12 protein-coding genes are annotated in these 17882 nt (G+C 54.6%); 5 read left to right on the forward strand and 7 right to left on the reverse strand.

Going from position 1 to position 17882, the window contains the following annotated elements:
• The first annotated feature begins 66 nt into the window (after window positions 1-66).
• Together AC5Q5A_RS11570 and AC5Q5A_RS11575 are read left to right on the forward strand one after the other, a co-directional pair.
• A complete protein-coding gene (locus AC5Q5A_RS11570; RefSeq protein ID WP_493895359.1) occupies window positions 67-3510 on the forward strand; it encodes a NahK/ErcS family hybrid sensor histidine kinase/response regulator in 3444 nt (1147 codons plus the stop codon).
• Between the two features lie 207 nt (window positions 3511-3717).
• Window positions 3718-4656, forward strand: a complete 939-nt coding sequence (locus AC5Q5A_RS11575) for a hypothetical protein (protein WP_493895360.1) — start codon at window positions 3718-3720, stop codon at window positions 4654-4656.
• 389 nt (window positions 4657-5045) lie between these two features.
• Here AC5Q5A_RS11575 and AC5Q5A_RS11580 read toward each other — a convergent pair whose 3' ends face one another.
• The 4 genes from AC5Q5A_RS11580 to AC5Q5A_RS11595 form a co-directional block, all read right to left on the reverse strand.
• Complete coding sequence (locus AC5Q5A_RS11580; RefSeq protein ID WP_493895361.1) at window positions 5046-5660, reverse strand: LysE family translocator; 615 nt, start codon at window positions 5658-5660, stop codon at window positions 5046-5048.
• Window positions 5661-5749: 89 nt separating this feature from the next.
• A complete protein-coding gene (locus AC5Q5A_RS11585; protein ID WP_493895362.1) occupies window positions 5750-6577 on the reverse strand; it encodes an AraC family transcriptional regulator in 828 nt (275 codons plus the stop codon).
• 65 nt (window positions 6578-6642) lie between these two features.
• Window positions 6643-7884 (reverse strand): AI-2E family transporter, encoded by a 1242-nt coding sequence (locus AC5Q5A_RS11590; protein WP_493895363.1) that lies wholly within the window; start codon window positions 7882-7884, stop codon window positions 6643-6645.
• Between the two features lie 132 nt (window positions 7885-8016).
• Complete coding sequence (locus AC5Q5A_RS11595) at window positions 8017-8688, reverse strand: response regulator (protein WP_064790807.1); 672 nt, start codon at window positions 8686-8688, stop codon at window positions 8017-8019.
• 432 nt (window positions 8689-9120) lie between these two features.
• On the opposite strand from AC5Q5A_RS11595, the gene pepN reads away from it, so the two are divergent.
• Window positions 9121-11760 carry an aminopeptidase N gene (gene pepN, locus AC5Q5A_RS11600; RefSeq protein WP_493895364.1) on the forward strand — a complete coding sequence of 880 codons (2640 nt, stop codon included), beginning with the start codon at window positions 9121-9123 and terminating at the stop codon, window positions 11758-11760.
• A gap of 84 nt (window positions 11761-11844) precedes the next feature.
• On the opposite strand, the gene AC5Q5A_RS11605 is transcribed toward pepN, so the two are convergent.
• On the reverse strand, window positions 11845-14046 hold the full coding sequence (locus tag AC5Q5A_RS11605) for a methyl-accepting chemotaxis protein (RefSeq protein WP_493895365.1): 2202 nt from the start codon (window positions 14044-14046) through the stop codon (window positions 11845-11847).
• Window positions 14047-14799: 753 nt separating this feature from the next.
• Between AC5Q5A_RS11605 and AC5Q5A_RS11610 the strand changes: the two genes are divergently transcribed.
• Window positions 14800-15852, forward strand: a complete 1053-nt coding sequence (locus AC5Q5A_RS11610) for an SPOR domain-containing protein (protein WP_493895366.1) — start codon at window positions 14800-14802, stop codon at window positions 15850-15852.
• 287 nt (window positions 15853-16139) lie between these two features.
• Window positions 16140-16790 carry a uracil phosphoribosyltransferase gene (upp, locus tag AC5Q5A_RS11615; protein WP_008892328.1) on the forward strand — a complete coding sequence of 217 codons (651 nt, stop codon included), beginning with the start codon at window positions 16140-16142 and terminating at the stop codon, window positions 16788-16790.
• A 96-nt stretch (window positions 16791-16886) separates the two neighbouring features.
• Here the strand turns inward: upp and AC5Q5A_RS11620 are convergent, their stop codons facing one another.
• Both AC5Q5A_RS11620 and AC5Q5A_RS11625 read right to left on the reverse strand, forming a co-directional pair.
• Window positions 16887-17330, reverse strand: coding sequence for a hypothetical protein (locus tag AC5Q5A_RS11620; protein ID WP_231959834.1), 444 nt, complete (start codon window positions 17328-17330; stop codon window positions 16887-16889).
• 178 nt (window positions 17331-17508) lie between these two features.
• Window positions 17509-17882, reverse strand: a 374-nt coding sequence (locus tag AC5Q5A_RS11625) for a hypothetical protein (protein WP_493895367.1), incomplete at its 5' end; no start/stop codon positions are given.

Here is a 17882-nt window from a genome sequence, read left to right on the forward strand (position 1 = left end):
TTTCCCTTCAGCTCAAAGCGGTTTCGATGTCGTTTGATGTGCTGATCGGCGATCTGGGGCAACAGGTTGTTCGCCATCCTGTTTGGCGTTCGCTATATCCATGCATCCGAACATCATGACGGCCTGATCCTCGCGGTGGCGTTTGAAAGCCTGATCAAGCTTGCAGCCCTTTTGATGGTCGGCTTTTTTGTCGTTTACGGGATGTTTGACGGCTTTGTCGATATCAATCAACGCGCCCTGTCTGATCCGACCGTGCGGCAGATGTTTATTCCCGATACCTGGCTGACATCAAACTTCTTTATCGCCACCATGCTGGCGGGGTTTGCCATTTTCTGCCTGCCGCGCCAGTTCCATGTCACCTTTGTTGAAAATGATGACAGCCGCAACCTGACCAGCGCGCGCTGGCTGTTCCCGGCTTATCTGGTTGCGATCAACATCTTTGTCGTGCCGATCGCGATTGCCGGTCTGTTCATGTTTGGCCATAACCCGGCGGTCAATCCCGATACCTTCGTTCTGACCTTGCCGTTGCTCGGCGGGCAGAACTGGCTGGCGGTGTTTGCCTTTATCGGTGGTTTGTCGGCCAGTACCGGGATGGTGATTGTGTCCTGTGTCGCGGTTTCGACCATGGTCTGTAACGATCTGGTCATGCCGCTTTTGCTGCGTTCTGAACGCCTCCAGAAACGTATGTCTGGCGATGTCAGTCAGGTGTTATTGAAAATCCGCCGGGCCGCCATCATTGCCATCCTGTTTCTGGCCTATGGTTTCTATCGGTTCCTCGCGGAAAACTATGCGCTGGCCGATATCGGGATGTTGTCCTTTGCCGCCATGGCGCAGTTCGGCCCGGCGGTTCTCGCCGCGATCTATCTTAAAAACATCAACCGGACCGGGGTTCGGCTTGGCCTGACGTCGGGCTTTGTGCTTTGGGCCTATACGCTTTTGATGCCGGCCTTTGTACAGGGCGGGTTGTTGCCATCCTCGCTCCTGACCGACGGGCCGTTTGGCATTGGCATTCTGAACCCGCAGGCCCTTTTGGGGGTGGGGATCGAAGATCATCTGACCCACGGGGTTGTCTGGTCACTTGGCGTGAATTTCGTTCTGATGTTTGTCGGCTCGGCCGTTGGGGTGCAGGGTGTCACCCAGCGCCGTCAGGCGCAGGTCTTTGTCGATGTCTGGCGCAAGGATACCAAGGCGCGCAACGATACCTGGCCGGGTCGGGTGACGCTGGGCGATCTCGAAGATCTGGCGGCAAGGTTCCTTGGCAAGCACTGGGCACAGCGCGCCTTTCGCAATTACCTGCAATCGCGTGATGGCGAAACCAAGCGATCCGATCTTGCCGATGTTGATGCCGCGAACTTTACCGAACATCTGCTGTCTGGTGCCGTCGGCGCCGCATCCTCGCGCGTGGTGATGGCGCTATTGCTGCCTGACAAGGCCGTATCACGCCGCGATGCGATGGAGCTGCTGGACGAGGCGTCCGAGGCCATCAAGTTCAACCGCGACCTGTTGCTCAATACGCTTGAAAACATCTCGCAAGGGGTCGGGGTGTTTGACCAGAACCTGCGTCTGGCCACGTGGAACCACCGTTTCATTGATTTGCTTGGCATTTCGACCAGCGACATTCAGGTGACATTGCCGCTGTCAGAGCTTGTCCATATCTGCCGCGATAACGGCAACCGGGCGGTCGATATTGATATTCTGCTGGGGCGCAATGCCGCCCCTCAGATGCGACGACTGCCCCACACCTACGAGCGCAAGCGTGCTGATGGCATGGTGCTCGAAGTCCGCACCAACCCGATGCCCGATGGCGGGTTTGTGGCCACCATTGCCGACATTACGGCACGCGTGCGCACCGAAGAAGCCCTGCGCGATAGCGAACGCAACATTCGGATCTATACCGACAACATTCCGGTGATGATTGCGTACGCCGATAAAAATCAGCGCCTGCGCTTTACCAACCGGCCGTATGAGCGGATGTTTGGTCTGCGTCGGGTTGAGGCCCATGGCATGTCGGTCCGTGAAGCAGTGGGCGAGGAACGCTATGTCCATCTCGCCCCGATGATTGATCTTGTATTGCAGGGCTATCGCCAAAGTTTCGAGATCGAATTCCCCGCCATCACGCGCAACCGCAATGACGAACGCGCCACCCTTGGCGTGCGCGAAGGCCGCTATGCCGAAGGCACCTATATCCCGCACTTTGACGAAACCGGCGAGGTGCTGGGCTATTTCTGCATCTATCACGACATCACCGAACGCAAGACCGCCGAACAGGCCCTGAAAGAAGCCAACGAAGGCCTCGAAGCCCGCGTGACCGAACGTACCCATGCGCTTGAGGTGCTGAACTCAGAGCTTTCAGACGCCAAGGAACAGGCCGAAACCGCGAATGATACCAAGACCCGCTTCTTTGCCGCCGCCAGCCACGACCTGCTTCAGCCGCTGAATGCCGCGCGCCTGTTTACGGTGGCGCTGGGCGGCAAGCAGGGACTGGCGGATGACATACTTGATCTGGTCGGCAAGGTGGATCTGTCGCTCAAGGGCGTGGAAGAACTCCTCAACGAGCTTCTTGATATCTGCAAGCTGGACGCAGGCGCGATGCAACCGACCATTCGCGACTTTGCGATCAATGATGTGCTGGGCGCGCTTGAGACCGAATTCGGCCCGATTGCCGAAAATGCGGGGCTCAGCTTCAAGGTCCATAAACGCGATCTGTGGGTGCGCAGTGACAGTCGATTGCTGCGGCGTATCCTGCAAAACTTCATTTCCAACGCCATGCGCTATACCCGCACTGGCGGGGCGGTGGTCGGCTGTCGTGTGCGTGGTGACACGCTGAAACTCGAAGTCTGGGATAGCGGTCCGGGCATCCCCGAAGACAAACTGAAAATCATCTTCCGCGAATTCCATCGCCTCGAAGGCCCGGAAACCACCGATGTGAAGGGGCTGGGCCTTGGCCTTGCCATCGTGGATCGCCTTGGCAAGTCGCTCGGCCATCCGGTTTCGGTGCGCTCGCGCCCTGGTCGCGGCACCGTCTTTTCGGTCGAAGTGCCGCTGGGTGTTGCCGATACAGCTGCCACGCCCAAGCCCAAACGCCGCATGGCGGGCGAATTGGGCGGCCTTCGCGTGCTGTGCCTTGATAACGAACCGGCGATCCTGGATGGCATGCGCGCCATGCTCGAAAACTGGGATTGCGTCGTGGTGACCGCCCAATCCGGCACGGCTGCCGAAAACCTCCTGACTCAGGAAATTGAAGGCAAAAAGCCGTTTTCCCCGGACATCATTCTTGCCGATTACCACCTTGATTCCGGCCAGACCGGCCTTGATGTCCTGATCCGGCTTCGTGATGTTCACGGCGTTAACGTGCCGGGCGTCATCATCACCGCCGACCGCGCGTCCGAGACCGCAGACCTGATCGCCGCCCAAGGCTACTCCCTGCTCAACAAACCGCTCCGCCCAGCCAAGCTACGTGCTCTGATGACGCGTGCGCTTAATCGGTTGGGGACGGATGCGGCGGAGTAGAGCTTAATACTATGCTTATGCTAAAACCCAATCAACACCACATGTCGGTAGTCTACAGTGAGCGTCGAGATTTGCCTCTGATCTTGATTTTATTAAAGCAGTACTTAGACGCCCTTCAGCACTTTTGTCATGATTTTTATTTTTATCATTTATATGAAATGTACTACTATTAGTTGTGTTCCGTAATTTGGTAAAGTTTGGATAGGCATGTTAATTGAGCAAAGTTTCTTGATGCTACCGGAGATTCTGCATGGTTCAGGCTACCAGCAGCAAAGCTATGAAGCTGGACTGGTCGGGGTGTTTTCTCTAGCTGTGCTTCAGTCACTTAACGGTCGTAACGTCAACGATCCGATAGCGCGTATGCAGCACGAACGGTTATACCGACGAAAAGGGGAATACATCGGTCTTCATGATCCTAGATATCTCCGAGCAGATTTATATCTCAATTTGTATAGTCTACGCGTGGGGAACAGGCGGCTAAGTCAATACGGTTGGCGTCACAACGCTTGGTTGGAAGCAAAATTTCTCCGAAATCAGGCTGGGGATGATGGTTTGGATCATTCTTCTAACAAAACAACTACTGTAGCCTCGTTCATTTCGGATATTGTTCGATTGTGTTCCTTGGTTCCAGAGAAAGGCAGCGAAAGTGCGAACGGTCGATACTTTTTACACGTATATGATGCGGAGCCGAGAATGTATCTGGCTTTTCGTAATCGCTCGTGGGCGAAGGCAATTACGTCGCCGGGTAGACAGAAGTTACTTATTAGCGACCTTGCCCATGAAGTTGCGACTGTAAAAGATAAAATTGGAAAAATTACGGATTTATCGATTGAGGCCGATGTAACGAACACTGTGGTTGTTCCATCTATTTGTAGCCACCAACCTGTCTATTACTGCTTTCTAACAAGAATCGACGCCTTCAAGATTTCAGTGCCTGGGCATAGCTTTGAGATTGATGTTGATCGTAAAATTACTCTGAGTGATCCTGAAGCCGCCAATAAGGTAGCTGCATATGTTGCCGAAAACTTAAGCATTCCGAAAGGTTCTCCAGAACTTGCAGAGCCGGTTCAACCGGAGGATGGCGACAAAGAACCTGAAAGCTTCGAAGTTTCTGACTCTAATGAAGATATTCAACCTGAAGAATAGGGTGGAAAAGTGAGTTATATTCATTTTCTGCTGTGCATATTTTCAAGAAGCGGTTGTATCGAAATCTTTTCCGGACTATTCTCACGTTAATTTAGGTTCGTGATTTTCGTCTGTGATAAACTGGTTTTGTCATCTAGGTGCTGTGGTGTGATTTAATGAATGCCAAGCATTTTCTCAAGTTATAAGTGTTCTAGCCCGTTATGCTTCATCTGAAGCAGCAAAGTATAAATAATATCGGGAACTGTAATTGGAAACTAAAGTACTATGTATTGTTAGTTCAGTATTCTATCTAATGACAAATATTCCAATCTAGGCCTGACGGAAGTAATACTAAATGATTGCATGCTATTCCTATAAATGGAACAATCTTATTGTGCTCAATCCAAGGGCTAATGATCTGTCAGCATAAGTTTCAGGCCCATCAGGACAAACGCACCTGCAAAGCTTTTGCCAATCAAAGCCATGACCTTTGGGCGTTCGATGATGTGGCTGCGCAATGCACCGGCAAAGCAGCCATAAATTACAAACACCGCAAACGTCATCGCCATGAAGATCAGGCCGAGCAGGGTCATCTCAAGCGTTGTATTCGGCGTGTTCGCGCTAACAAATTGCGGCAGGAACGCGAGGAAGAAGACCGAGAGCTTCGGGTTGAGCAGATTTAGCAATATGCCGTCGCGGATGATTTTAAGAATGCCCGCAGCACTTTCATTTGCTGTGACTTTCATCGCACCGGTCCCAAACCACATGCCCCAGGCCATATAAAGCAGCCACGCCACACCCAGATAGCGCACGATTTCAAAAGCAACTGCGCTGGCATGGAGGAGGGCTGCGAGGCCAAGGATGCTGGCGGTCATGTGCGGGACGATGCCAAGCGTGCAGCCAAAGGCCGCCCAGATGCTGGCCTTCATGCCGCGTCCAAGCCCAAGCGCCAGGGTATAGATCACACCCGTGCCGGGCAGGACAACGATGATAAGGGAGGTTATCAGGAAATCGAGGCTGATCATTTTGTATCCGTTCGTTGAATGTTGTTGCCCTCAATCTAGGGATGGCGAGCCAAGCATTCTTGAACGGAATTGCAGGATATGAGGATTGCTCAGTTTCCGCGAACGGCGCGGGCATAGCGGCCCGGTGTCAGGCCAAAGGCACGGACAAAGTGGCGGTTCAGATGGCTTTGATCGGCAAACCCCGCGGCACTTGCGATATCGGCAAGGGTATCGCCGGATTTGATCATCGCGCGTGCAAGATCAATGCGCCGCTGGATCAGATAGGCGTGCGGGGTGAGGCCCGTCGCACGGGTAAAGTCGCGCAGCGTCTGAAATTTGCTTAAGCCCGTTGCGTTGGCGAGGTCATCAAGGCTGTGGCTGTGTATCGGGCTGTCATCGAGCAACGCCTTGGCGCGTTTGATCCGGGCATTGGCAACGGCTTGGCGCACGTCTGAGCTTGGGGTTGGTTCACCCGGGCCGATCATGGCGTGATGGAGCATCATCAGCAGCATTTCTTCGCGCCGAAGACGGGCGCTTTCTTCCGATCCGTTGGTGATGGCATCGAATAGTGCGCCAAAGCATTGCCGGACGATCGGACTATCCATCACGGGGCGGGTGAATTCATACTGATCGGTTGCGGTTTCAGAAAGGTCGCTTGCCGCGCGTGCGATCAGGTCCGGTTCGAAATAGAGCATGTTCCAACCGCGCGGAGCATCGCCAATCGGATGGCCATCATGCACTTCGCGCGGATTGACTGTGATGATGTTGCCAGCCCCGGCCTCGACCATGCCGCGCCCGGAAGCGGATTTTTGCGCCCCCGCATACATGAAGCCGATGCCAAACGCCTCATGCGTGTGTTTGGCAAAGCAATGGCGTGTTTCGGCCATGACGGCTTCAACACCCAGGCAATCATGGGCAATGACTTCGACCTTGTTCATCGCACAAAACTGGCAGCGTTTGCAGGTTTTGGCAATGGCGTAGGGTGTGGTGTTGGCTGATAACGCTACTTGCTGTTTGCCGGAATGGAGCGGTCGGGCGTGTTGCTGGCTGCATGTGGGCCCAGCAGTTCGCGAAGCCCGCCCAGGCCTTCGACGTGATTGGAAATGACGCTGGCAACGATCAGAAGCGGGACGGCAACCAGAATGCCGACAAAGCCCCAAAGCCAGCCCCAAAGTGCAATGGCAAGCACAATCGCGACCGAGTTGATTTTAAGCCGGTTGCCAATAAGCATTGGCGTGATCAGTTGCCCTTCGATCACAGTGCAGGCCAGATAAAGTGCCGGCGCAATCAGGGCCTGTCCGGTGGTTTGCATCGACACAAGCGACACCACGCCAACAATCACCACACCGGTCATCGCCCCAAGGATCGGCACATAATTCAGCACCGCCGCCGCAATCCCCCAAAGAACAGGGTTGGGCAGGCCGATAATCGCCATCAGCGTGCCGATCACGATGCCAAGCAAGATGTTGATTGCGGTAATGGTTGCGAGATAGCGCGAAACTTCACGTTCCACGTCATGGGCAATACGCAATCCCTTGCGCCGGTCGCCAAAGGTCGGAAGCGAGCGGATCAGTTTCTGATAAATCCGATCACCGCCCGACAGGATAAACAGCAACAAAACAAGCATCAGCGCAATGCCCGCCAGAATATCGGGTGCGCCTTGGGCGGCCTGACTGATCAGGTTGGGTTCGGCAACCACGACCCTTTGAACGTCTTCATCGCCATTATTCTGATCGGTGGCCTCGGATACCTGCTTTTGGGCTTCGCGGAGTTTATCAAGCGGTTCGCTAAGATCGGCAAGGCGCAGACGTAATTGACGCTCGATATTTGGCGCTTCATCAATCCAGCCTGATACCGGGCCACTCAGGCCATAAATCCCGGCAATCACAGTCGCGCTGAGTGTCAGGACAATGGCAAACGCGGTTACGGCATTGGGAATGTAAAATTTCGCAAAGGTGCGGACAACCGGCGAAAACACAAGCGACAGCAAAAACGCCAGAACAACCGGCAGCAAAAGACTTTGCGCGACGTAAAGACAACCCAATGCCAAAACCACAAATGTGCCGATCACCGAAATCGTCCGCGCCCGGCGGTACACCCGCGCGCGCGCATTGGTGCGGCGTTCCGCATCACTGGGGACAGTCGCATCCGTTTCTGCCGCCGTGCCATTGGCGGGCGGATTGGCGCCCGATGTTTCGGAGGCTTCAGGTGTTTCTGGCGAATGCGCGCCGCATCTGGCCGACATACAAGGACTCCCGACAGGGCAGGGCAACCGCCTGCAAACGTGTTTTTATCTGGATGTATGGATTAAACGGCTGAGCAGCGGGGAAGTTCCGCGGGCTGAAACCCCAAGATGGATTTAGCCAAATTCGACCAATCAGGCCTCGATTGCCGGTTCCTGCAACTGCAATTCGCGCGCGATGATAACGGCCTGTGTACGGCTATGGACCGAAAGCTTGCGCAGGATGGCCGATACGTGGGCCTTGACCGTCGCCTCGGTGACATCAAGCTCATAGGCTATCTGCTTATTGAGCTTGCCTTCGGTCAGCATATTGAGAACACGCAGCTGTTGCGGGGTAAGCTGGCCGATCTTTTCGGCAAGGCCGGTGGCTTCGTCGTCAGTCGGGCCGTTTTCCATGGCCTCACGCGCCCAGTCGGGCATCCACATGCCACCATCCAGAACGGTTTTGACCGCAAGCCCGATCTGATCGACCGGGGCTGATTTCGGAACAAAGGCCGATGCGCCATATTCAATGGAACGGCGCACGACAGGCAGTTCCTGACTGGCGGAAACGATGGAAACAGGAATGTCGGGATAGGATGCACGCAGGGTAAACAGGCCGGTAAAGCCGTTCATGCCGGGCATATGAAGATCAAGCAGGACAAGATCGATATCACCCTTGTGGGCTTCGATCTGATCAATGGCTTCATACAGGCTGCCGGCTTCAAGGACCGATACGTTTTCCAGTTCTGAGCTTAACGCCTGTTTGAGGGCTCCGCGCACTAGCGGATGGTCATCGGCGATCAGAACCTGGAACGTTTCGGACATTGGCGATTTTTCCCCTGAAAGTTATCATTCCCCGACAGGTCGCAATTATTCTATCCCGTTCAAGCGGAACTCACAAATTATTAGGTGAGAAAAGGATGGGATATTTTTGATTTTGGTAGGGTGCGACCCGGTGGACGCCGATCTGCATGAGAAGATGTTTTGTCTGGAAAACCGGCAGAAAGGTTGAGGGAAACCAAAGATCACTCTCGCCCCACGAAATGTGAAACTTTGGCCCCCCTCGCGCCACCGTTTGAGAGTATGCCCATTAAAATCGGCGCCGTAAACTCCGCATTTGAGGAAAAATGAAATTTATCCTATCAGTGTTATCGCTGACCGAAATTCAGTTCTGAAACACCACACTGCATTGCGAAATTGGCGATTTTATACAATCCGTTCCAAAACCGCGCAGCCCAAGGAAAAAAGGACCCTTAAATGTCTGAACAGCCGCAAGAGATTCGTCGCGAAGACTATAAGGAACCTGACTTTATTGTCGAAAAGGTCGAACTGGTTTTTGACCTTGATCGTGACGTGACAAATGTCAAATCGCGCCTGTTTATGGCTGCGAATCCTGTGCGCGGTACCGGAAAGGGGGACGAGGTTTTCCTCCATGGCGAGGATATGAAGCTTCTTTCCGTCACCCTCAATGAAACCCGCCTGGCGTCCAGCGATTTCACGGTTGATCAGGAAGGCCTGCGCTTTAAGGCACCGGGGCAAAACTTCATTGCCGAACTTGAAACCCAGATTTCGCCAGCCAACAACACCCGGCTTGAAGGTCTTTATGTTTCGCAAAGTGCCTTTTGCACCCAGTGCGAGGCCGAGGGATTTCGCCGCATCACCTATTTCCCGGATCGCCCGGACGTCATGGCGACCTATAAGGTCACGATCAATGCCAATAAGGAAAGCTGCCCGGTTCTGTTATCGAACGGCAATCTGATTGATAGTGGCGATCTTGACGGCGGCCGTCATTTTGCCGTGTGGGAAGATCCGTTCCCGAAGCCATCCTATCTGTTTGCGCTGGTCGCCGGTGATCTGGCCTGTGTCGAAGACAGTTTCAAAACCATGTCGGGCCGTGATGTGGCGCTGCGCATCTTTGTCGAACATGGCAATGAGGATCGCTGCGATTATGCGATGGACAGCCTGAAACGGTCGATGAAGTGGGACGAGGAGGTCTATGGCCTCGAATACGATCTCGATCTGTTCAATATCGTTGCCGTTTCGGACTTCAATATGGGCGCGATGGAAAACAAAAGCCTCAATGTGTTTAACGCCAAATTCGTTCTGGCCCGCCCGGATACCGCGACCGATGGCGATTATGAACGCATCGAATCCATCGTTGCACACGAATATTTCCATAACTGGTCAGGTAATCGCGTGACCTGTCGCGACTGGTTCCAGCTGTCGCTCAAGGAAGGTCTGACCGTGTTCCGTGATCAGGAATTCTCGGCCGATCAGCGTTCCCGCCCGGTGCAGCGGATCAAGGATGTCAATGCACTCCGCGCCGCCCAGTTCCCCGAGGACGCCGGCCCTCTGGCCCATCCGGTGCGCCCGGACAGCTATATGGAAATCAACAATTTCTATACCGCGACGGTCTATGAAAAGGGTGCTGAACTGATCCGCATGATGCACACGTTGCTTGGCCCGGATGGCTATCGCAAGGGCATCGACCTTTACTTTGATCGCCATGACGGGCAGGCGGTGACTTGTGATGATTTTGCCAAGGCGATGGAAGACGCCAATGGCATCGATTTCAGCCAACTCAAACTCTGGTATTCGCAGGCCGGCACGCCGAAACTCAGCTGGCAGGGCGACTATGACGCAGATGCCAAACAATACCGCCTGACCATTTCGCAGAAAACCGACCCGACCCCGGGACAGCCGGACAAGAAACCGTTGCACATGCCGATGTCAATCGGGCTTCTGGGCGCGGATGGTTCAGACCTCGTCGCCAAAACGGTGGAACTCTCTGAGGCAAGCCAGGAATTCGTCTTTGATGGTGTGACTGAGGCGCCGGTGCTGTCGTTTAACCGGGGATTCTCCGCCCCCGTTAACATCACCACCGATCAGCCCGATGACGAGCTTGTCTTCCTGATGGGCAACGACAGTGATGCGTTCAATCGCTGGGAAGCCGGGCAGAAATACGCAACCCGTTTGATGTTGTCTGCCATTGCCGCCTATGAGGCGAATGGTGGCGATGTCGATGCCGCCTTTGCCGATGAACAGGCCCGCGTTGATGCCTTTATCGCCGCGATGCGTGCGACACTTACCAATGAAGACCTTGATAAGGCGTTCCGTGCCGATGCGCTTGTCCTGCCGGACGAGGCGTTCCTGTCTGAACAACGCAAGCCCGCCAATCCCGAGGCGATCTATCAGGTGCGCACGGCCTTGCGCAAACGCATTGGCCAGGCGCTTTCCGATGATTTCGCCAATACCTATCACCAGAATGCATCAAACGCGGCCTTTACCCCGGATGCGGCATCTGCGGGGCAGCGTGCCTTGCGGGCAACGGCCCTTGCCTATCTGGTGGCAAGCGGGGCGGATGAATTTGCTGACGTGGCAGTCGCGCAGTATGGCACGGCTGATAACATGACCGATCAGATGGCCGCCCTGTCGGTGCTCAATAACCTTGATCATCCGGGCCGTGAAACCGCCTTGGCCGATTTCGAGGAACGCTTTGCCAGTGATGCTGTTGTTCTCGATAAATGGTTCTCGTTGCAGGCGATGTCATCGCGTGAGGATACCCTGGCCCGCATCAAGGATCTGATGAGCCACCCGGCCTTTACCATGCGCAACCCCAACAAGGTGCGTGCCCTGATCGGGGCGTTCGCCATGGGCAATCCGCGTCATTTCCATGCCAAGGATGGTTCGGGTTATGCCTTCTATGCCGATCGCCTGATCGAGCTTGATGACATCAACCCGCAGGTCGCGGCACGCCTCTGCGCCCCGCTTGGCAAATGGGCAAAATACGATGCGGAACGTGCGGACAAGATGAAGGCCGAACTCAACCGTATCCTAGCCAAACCGGAAATCTCGCGCGATTTGTATGAAATCGCCTCGAAATCCGTGGCAAGCTGATCACGCGACCATATCATGTTGAAATGACAAAGGGCGGCATCGTTAAGGTGCCGCCCTTTGCATTGGAAAATATCACAAAGCCGATCAGGTCAGCTTCATGCGCTCGCTGAACTCACGCATTTTCTCTGACAGGTTGCGCGCCACTTCCGAAAGGTTATGGCTGGCGGTGTTCAGATCATGCGCACTGCGACCGGTGCTTTGTGCGCCGTCATTCACAAAGGTGATCATTTCGTCCATCGATCCCGCACCAGCGGCGATGCGCTGAACGTTTTCGGAAATCTCACCGGTGGCACGGCGTTGTTCATCAACCGATTGGGTGATGGTCGACTGGATGTCGTTGACCTGATGAATAACTTCCCCGACCGTGCTGATCGAATGGGCCGCCTTTTGCACTTCTTCCTGAATGGCAGCCGTCAGGTCACCAATCTGGCCGGTTGCACTTGCGGTCTGATCGGCAAGCGATTTGACCTCGTTGGCAACCACGGCAAAGCCCTTGCCAAGTTCACCAGCACGTTCGGCTTCAATCGTCGCATTAAGCGACAAAAGCTTTGTGCGATGGGCAATGTCGTTGATCAGATCAATGATCGATCCGATCTCGGAGCTGGCCTTTTCAAGCGATCCGATATTGCGCTGGCTTTCTTCGGCTTCTTCACGTGCCCGTCCGGTCACGGTGGAAGCCTCGGTCGCCTGACGGTTGATCTCGGCGATCGAGGATGAAAGTTCCTCAACCGCGGTGGCGACATTGCGGGTATTTGATGCCGCCTCGCGCGAGACATCCAGTGCACCACCCGATTGCTGTACCGTGTTTTCCGACTGGTTTGTCAGTTCACTGGCAAGGCTCAGCAACCCTTCGGACTGTTCGGTCACGGATTGGGCGACACGGGCAACCTCGGCCATCAGTTCGGTGACCGCGATCTTGCTTTCCTCACGCTCGGACACGTCATTCCAGGCCAGCATGGTGCCCAAAAGGACATTGTCCTTGTCGCGGACCGGGGCGGCAAGGATATCAAGATAGCCACGGTCGGTCTGGATGATCTCGGTAAAGGGCAGGTTGTTCGGATTGGCAAGCTTGGCCTGGAAGTCCGATCCAAGATTAAGGAAATCACCCGAAATCGTTGCCGTTGTTCCGCCAAGATAGTCTTGCGCACTGGCGTTAAGATAACTCAGCTTGCCATCAGGCAGGATCATCGCGGTCATGGTCGGGGTATTCTCGACCATGTTTTGCAAGATCAAGGCCTGACGAACCGATTCACGCAATGCAATCAGGGCCTTTTTCATTTCGCCGATTTCGTCATTGCCGACATTGGGCAGATTGACGTTGGTATCCCCGTTCGAGATTGACGTCATCGCACCGGCAAAGGCGCGCAGATTGCGCAGAACCGTGGTGCGCAACAGGATCCAGCCAACAATCCAGGCTGCCAGAAGCACGCCAACAAGGATCTCGATCGACAGCAGCCGCAGGCTATCTGTCTGGGCGTAGAAATCAGACACGTCGCGGTCAAACCGGGCCTCGGCCCAGACACCACCACGACCATCACTGATCATAACCTCGACTGCCGCGCGGTGCGTATCACCTGCCTTGGCGGTTTCGGGCGCTGGCACTTCACTGCTGGGTTGCGGTGTTGCATCCCCGCCATTTTCGGTGGCGGCATCGCCCTCTGCTGCCGGGGCAGCGTCAGCTTCTGCCTCAGCCGGGGCCTCAAGGCTTTCAAACAACACGTTGCCGGAATTATCAAGAATCTGGAAGTTGCCGCCCAAAACCTTGCCAATGCCAGCAAGCTGGGGCAGGGGATCGGTGATCACTTCAAGGAAACCAACAGCACGGAACCCGCCAACCGGCAGGATCAGGCTAAAGACCGGACGTCCATCCGGGGTTGCCCACATAAAGCTTGCCGGTTTACGGGCTTCGGCCTTGTCGCGACCGATCAAATAGGCTTTGACGTCCGGATCATCAGTGACGCTGGCACCCAGATTGGTTTCGGACGTCGCCAGTTGATTGAATTCCTGATCATAGGAAATTGCCGCAATCAGGTTTACATCGCCCTGAACCACTTCGCGTGCGTTCGACAGGATGTTGAGTTCGGCTTGCATGCGCGTCTGGTCATTTTCCTGATAACTTTTGACCAGGCTGCCAAGCCGCGACCATTCATTGGCAATGGGGGTAATTTTGTCGGCATAGTCGGTGGCAATACGCGACCCGACAAAGAAATTGACTGTACCACTGACCGAGTTGTTCAGTGTTTCAATCGCAAAGTTGCGATAGGTATCACCGGTCCAAAGAAGCATCCATGTCACTGCACCTGAAACCAGTAATCCTGTTACGAGCAAAATCCGTCGTAACGTCAGAAGGCTGGTAGCACCTCCTGCAATAGCCGTCTTCGCGGCCTTGTCTCCCGTCATTTTTGTCACTCCAGAGCAAACCAAGTTTATTTTTTGTCTTTGGTCATATTGGCTCGCGTCTCTCCCGCTCACACCTCTACTTCTCAAGAGTAGTTGTTCTGATCCAAGCAGAGCTTGGTTTGGAACACAATCCCTTATTTATCGATTTCCATAGGATTGCTGCGGCACTCAGCCGGTTTGAAGCGGTCCGAAATCTGGAATTTCTCGTTTTGGTTGGGGGGCTTAGCTCCGATTTACGAGCGCGATTTCGATGCATTGAAATTTTTTCTGCGAATGTGTGTGATAATCGTTTGCAATTGCAAAAACGATGCTCTATGACTGTGTTTGTCAAATGCAGACGACAACGTCGTTTGTGACCGGCCATCAGGCCTACATGGCGTGCCTGATGGCTTCTATCTTCGGGACTCTCTCTCCCCGAAGGTCGATCTCTCTCACTCGAGGGGGCTGGTATCCGGATCATTGTGCGGGACAATGCCGGAATTCATACCAGTCCCCCTTTTTTTTATCCCAAACACATTGACCCATATCGATCTTTGGCACGCTGCCTGGTTGCATCTGTGCACGGCTTTAGCGTTTTATAAAGGTGCTGTTGGTTACAAAAGCAGGGTAACTTTGATGTCGTGAAGGATGGCCAAGTCCATGGCTGGCGAAGACAACACCAACAAACCCGATTTGCGCGCAACCCCGGAACCGCAGACTGATCCGGATGCCGGGCAAAAGGATGCACCGCTTCCGGCCTTTATATATGGCCGGGACGGGCATGGTGATGGCAGCGCACGTGGGGCAGAACGCTCCGGTGATCGGCAAAACCTTAATGCACGGATAGCGGATATGGATCGCAAAACCCTTCTTGGCCTGGTCACAGGCGCAGGCATGCTCGGCCTTGTCTTGTTCTTTGCCGGAATGCTGGTCGGTGCAGGCTTGTTCATGGATTCTGAAGACGGTGCGCGCACCACCCAGACAGAGCAGCCGCAGGTCGAAATGCTGGCCTCCGCCCCGGAAGAAGCAACCGAAATTCCCGATGCCACGCCTGAGGCAACCGAGCCGGCAGCAACAACACCCGCACCGGAAATCAGCGCTGATAGCGAAGACCCGGTCGGCGATCTGATCGCGCAACGTACCGAGGCACTTTCGGATGACGCATCCGCCGGCAGCGAAGCCGCATCGGATGTGGCTGAAACCGAAGAAGCCGCAGAAGCCAAAGGATCAGAAGAACAGGCGATTGCGGCCCCCGAAATCCGCGACGTAACCGGCGACACCGATGCACCTGCCGCACCGGAAGCCCCGGCGGTTGATGACGCACAAGACAGTGCTGCGACCGAGGCTGCGCCAACCACTGAACAGGCACCCGCGCCAGAGGCATCCGAACCGGCCGCTGAAGCCGCCGAAACCACGCCGGAACCAGCGCCAGCAGCTCCGGCATCAGATGCCAGCAAGCCTTTCTCGGTTCAGGTTGGTGCCTTCAAGGTGCATGAAAATGCCAGCCAGCGTGCCGAGGAACTGCGTGGCAAGGGACTTGAAGTCGCCGTTGTCGTGCGCGGGCCAGAGGACGAAGGGGCTTGGTACTATGTCCGGATCGGGTCCTACGCCAACCTTGCAGCAGCTCGCGATGATGCAGCCAAAATCAAGGCGGATCATTCGATTGACGGTTTCCCGGTTCGCGCAGAGCCAAACGACCGCGTGGTAGACTGATCAGATCGGGGCAGATCGGGTGCGCATCCCGGTACGGTGAAGGCGCACACTATATATATAGAAGTAATACTGCAGAGCGGGGTGGTCATATGGGCTGCCCCGCTTTTCTATTGGGCTTGGCGCATTCAATTGCCAAATTCATGTCATCGGGTTTGTTTTTGTCCTCTGATTGGGGCATTCTGCTTGCCATCTTTGGGTAAAGGCGCTACGCGCTAGGTTCTCAAACACCAGACCGACAGCCGCTTGATTGGAACGGCTGCAAAGCAAGACAGGATGGCCGATAGCACATGAGCACGCACAAGGATTTCCCGAACCTTCATATTCTTGATCATCCGCTGATCCAGCATAAGCTGAGCCATATGCGCAAGGTCAGCACGTCGACCAAGACCTTCCGTCAGTTGCTCAAGGAAATCGCCCTTCTCATGGGCTATGAAATCACCCGCGAGCTTCCTGTCAGCTATGAAGACATCGAAACACCGATTTGCGCGATGAAGGCGCCGGTCATTCAGGGCCGTAAATTGGCGGTGGTTCCGATCCTGCGTGCCGGTTCGGGCATGGCCGATGGCCTGATCGAACTGATGCCGTCAGCGCGCATTGGCCATATTGGCCTCTATCGCGATCCGGAAACCCACATGCCGGTCGAATATCTGGTCAAGCTGCCCGAAGTCGAAGGTCGTACCTTTATTCTGGTCGATCCGATGCTGGCCACCGGGAACTCGGCAGTGGCGGCGATCGATACGCTCAATAAATACGGTGTTGCCGACAAGGACATCCGCTTCATGGCGCTGGTTGCCGCCCCCGAAGGGGTCAAGGTCTTCCAGGATGCCCATCCGGATGTGCCGATCTATACCGCCGGCCTTGATGAGAAGCTCAATGAAAAGGCTTATATCGTTCCGGGCCTTGGCGATGCCGGCGACCGACTGTTCGGTACGCGCTAGGTCCATCGACCAGCCATTGCGTTTCGCATTAAAAAAGGGTGCCGTTTGGCACCCTTTTTGTTTTTGAAGTTTTCGTCTGTTTTGTCGGGCAGGCCATCAGCCCTTTGGCGATACCGTGATATCGACCACCGATCCGCTAAAGGAGCCACCGGTCAACTTGATGGTCGCAACCCGGTTTTCACGGTCATAGACCAGAACCGAAATATCAGCGCGGACCACCGTCACCTTGCTCCAACCAAAGTTTGGCATTTCACGCTCGTAGAAATCATACATCTGTGCTTGCGATCCGCCGGCATTCAGGACAAGCCGCCCGTGCCAGGCATCGGATGCGCCAAAGATGATGCTTCTGTCCATATCGAGTGACGAATTGGACGGCATCGGAATATCTGTGAACTGGGTGAAAGACGGACCTGGTTGGCCACCTTTGCCTTCACTGCTGCCCGGGCCCGTATTGGGCACAAGATTGGTGCCAGAGCACCCGGCAAGAGAGAGCCCCGCAAAGGCGGCGGCACATATAAGATATTGTCGCAGTCTCATCATCTTCCTTCGGTCCCCTGATGCCCGTCTTATAACGAGGGGTATGGATATCTCGCCCTATCATCGGGTCATAATGTAAAGGAAAGGTTCACATATTTGCTTTTGCACCATTTTGCGGCCTTGCCCGGATCATATGTCCTTTTGGAGCAAATTGGCGGAACTATCACGGTTAATATGACCGTTAATATGACTGTGCGCATTGCATCACATCAAACGGGTTGAACCGGACTTTGGGCCTATAGGACGAATCAACGGCCCGTAATCTTGGTTTTTTCGAATCATTTTGATCCGGTGCAATGTTTTTTGCCCGGTAAAAGCCCAGTCTTTGCGGGTCTTTTTCAGGACCTTTGCGGGATTTTTCAACCAAGAGTCTGATGGGGACTGGTGTCTGACTTTTATGGTTGGATATGGCTTTTCGACTATGTTGTTGAAAAATAACAATATTCAGAAAAGTTCCCATTAAATGCATTTTTTTCTGAAAAAGGTGTTTACAGGTCGGGATAGGGGCCCTATAACCCGCCTCCACCGACGGGGTGCGGCGCCAACGAGACGGCG

This window comes from Thalassospira sp. CA1 (assembly GCF_059052855.1).

Excerpts from the sequence above, each read along its gene's own strand:
- AC5Q5A_RS11595 (WP_064790807.1), bottom strand. The coding sequence starts at position 8,688 with ATGTCCGAAACGTTCCAGGTTCTGATCGCCGATGACCATCCGCTAGTG.
- AC5Q5A_RS11610 (WP_493895366.1), top strand. The coding sequence starts at position 14,800 with ATGGCTGGCGAAGACAACACCAACAAACCCGATTTGCGCGCAACCCCG.
- AC5Q5A_RS11580 (WP_493895361.1), bottom strand. The coding sequence starts at position 5,660 with ATGATCAGCCTCGATTTCCTGATAACCTCCCTTATCATCGTTGTCCTG.
- AC5Q5A_RS11605 (WP_493895365.1), bottom strand. The coding sequence starts at position 14,046 with ATGCTTCTTTGGACCGGTGATACCTATCGCAACTTTGCGATTGAAACA.
- AC5Q5A_RS11620 (WP_231959834.1), bottom strand. The coding sequence starts at position 17,330 with ATGATGAGACTGCGACAATATCTTATATGTGCCGCCGCCTTTGCGGGG.
- AC5Q5A_RS11590 (WP_493895363.1), bottom strand. The coding sequence starts at position 7,884 with ATGTCGGCCAGATGCGGCGCGCATTCGCCAGAAACACCTGAAGCCTCC.
- pepN (WP_493895364.1), top strand. The coding sequence starts at position 9,121 with ATGTCTGAACAGCCGCAAGAGATTCGTCGCGAAGACTATAAGGAACCT.
- upp (WP_008892328.1), top strand. The coding sequence starts at position 16,140 with ATGAGCACGCACAAGGATTTCCCGAACCTTCATATTCTTGATCATCCG.
- AC5Q5A_RS11575 (WP_493895360.1), top strand. The coding sequence starts at position 3,718 with ATGTTAATTGAGCAAAGTTTCTTGATGCTACCGGAGATTCTGCATGGT.
- AC5Q5A_RS11585 (WP_493895362.1), bottom strand. The coding sequence starts at position 6,577 with ATGAACAAGGTCGAAGTCATTGCCCATGATTGCCTGGGTGTTGAAGCC.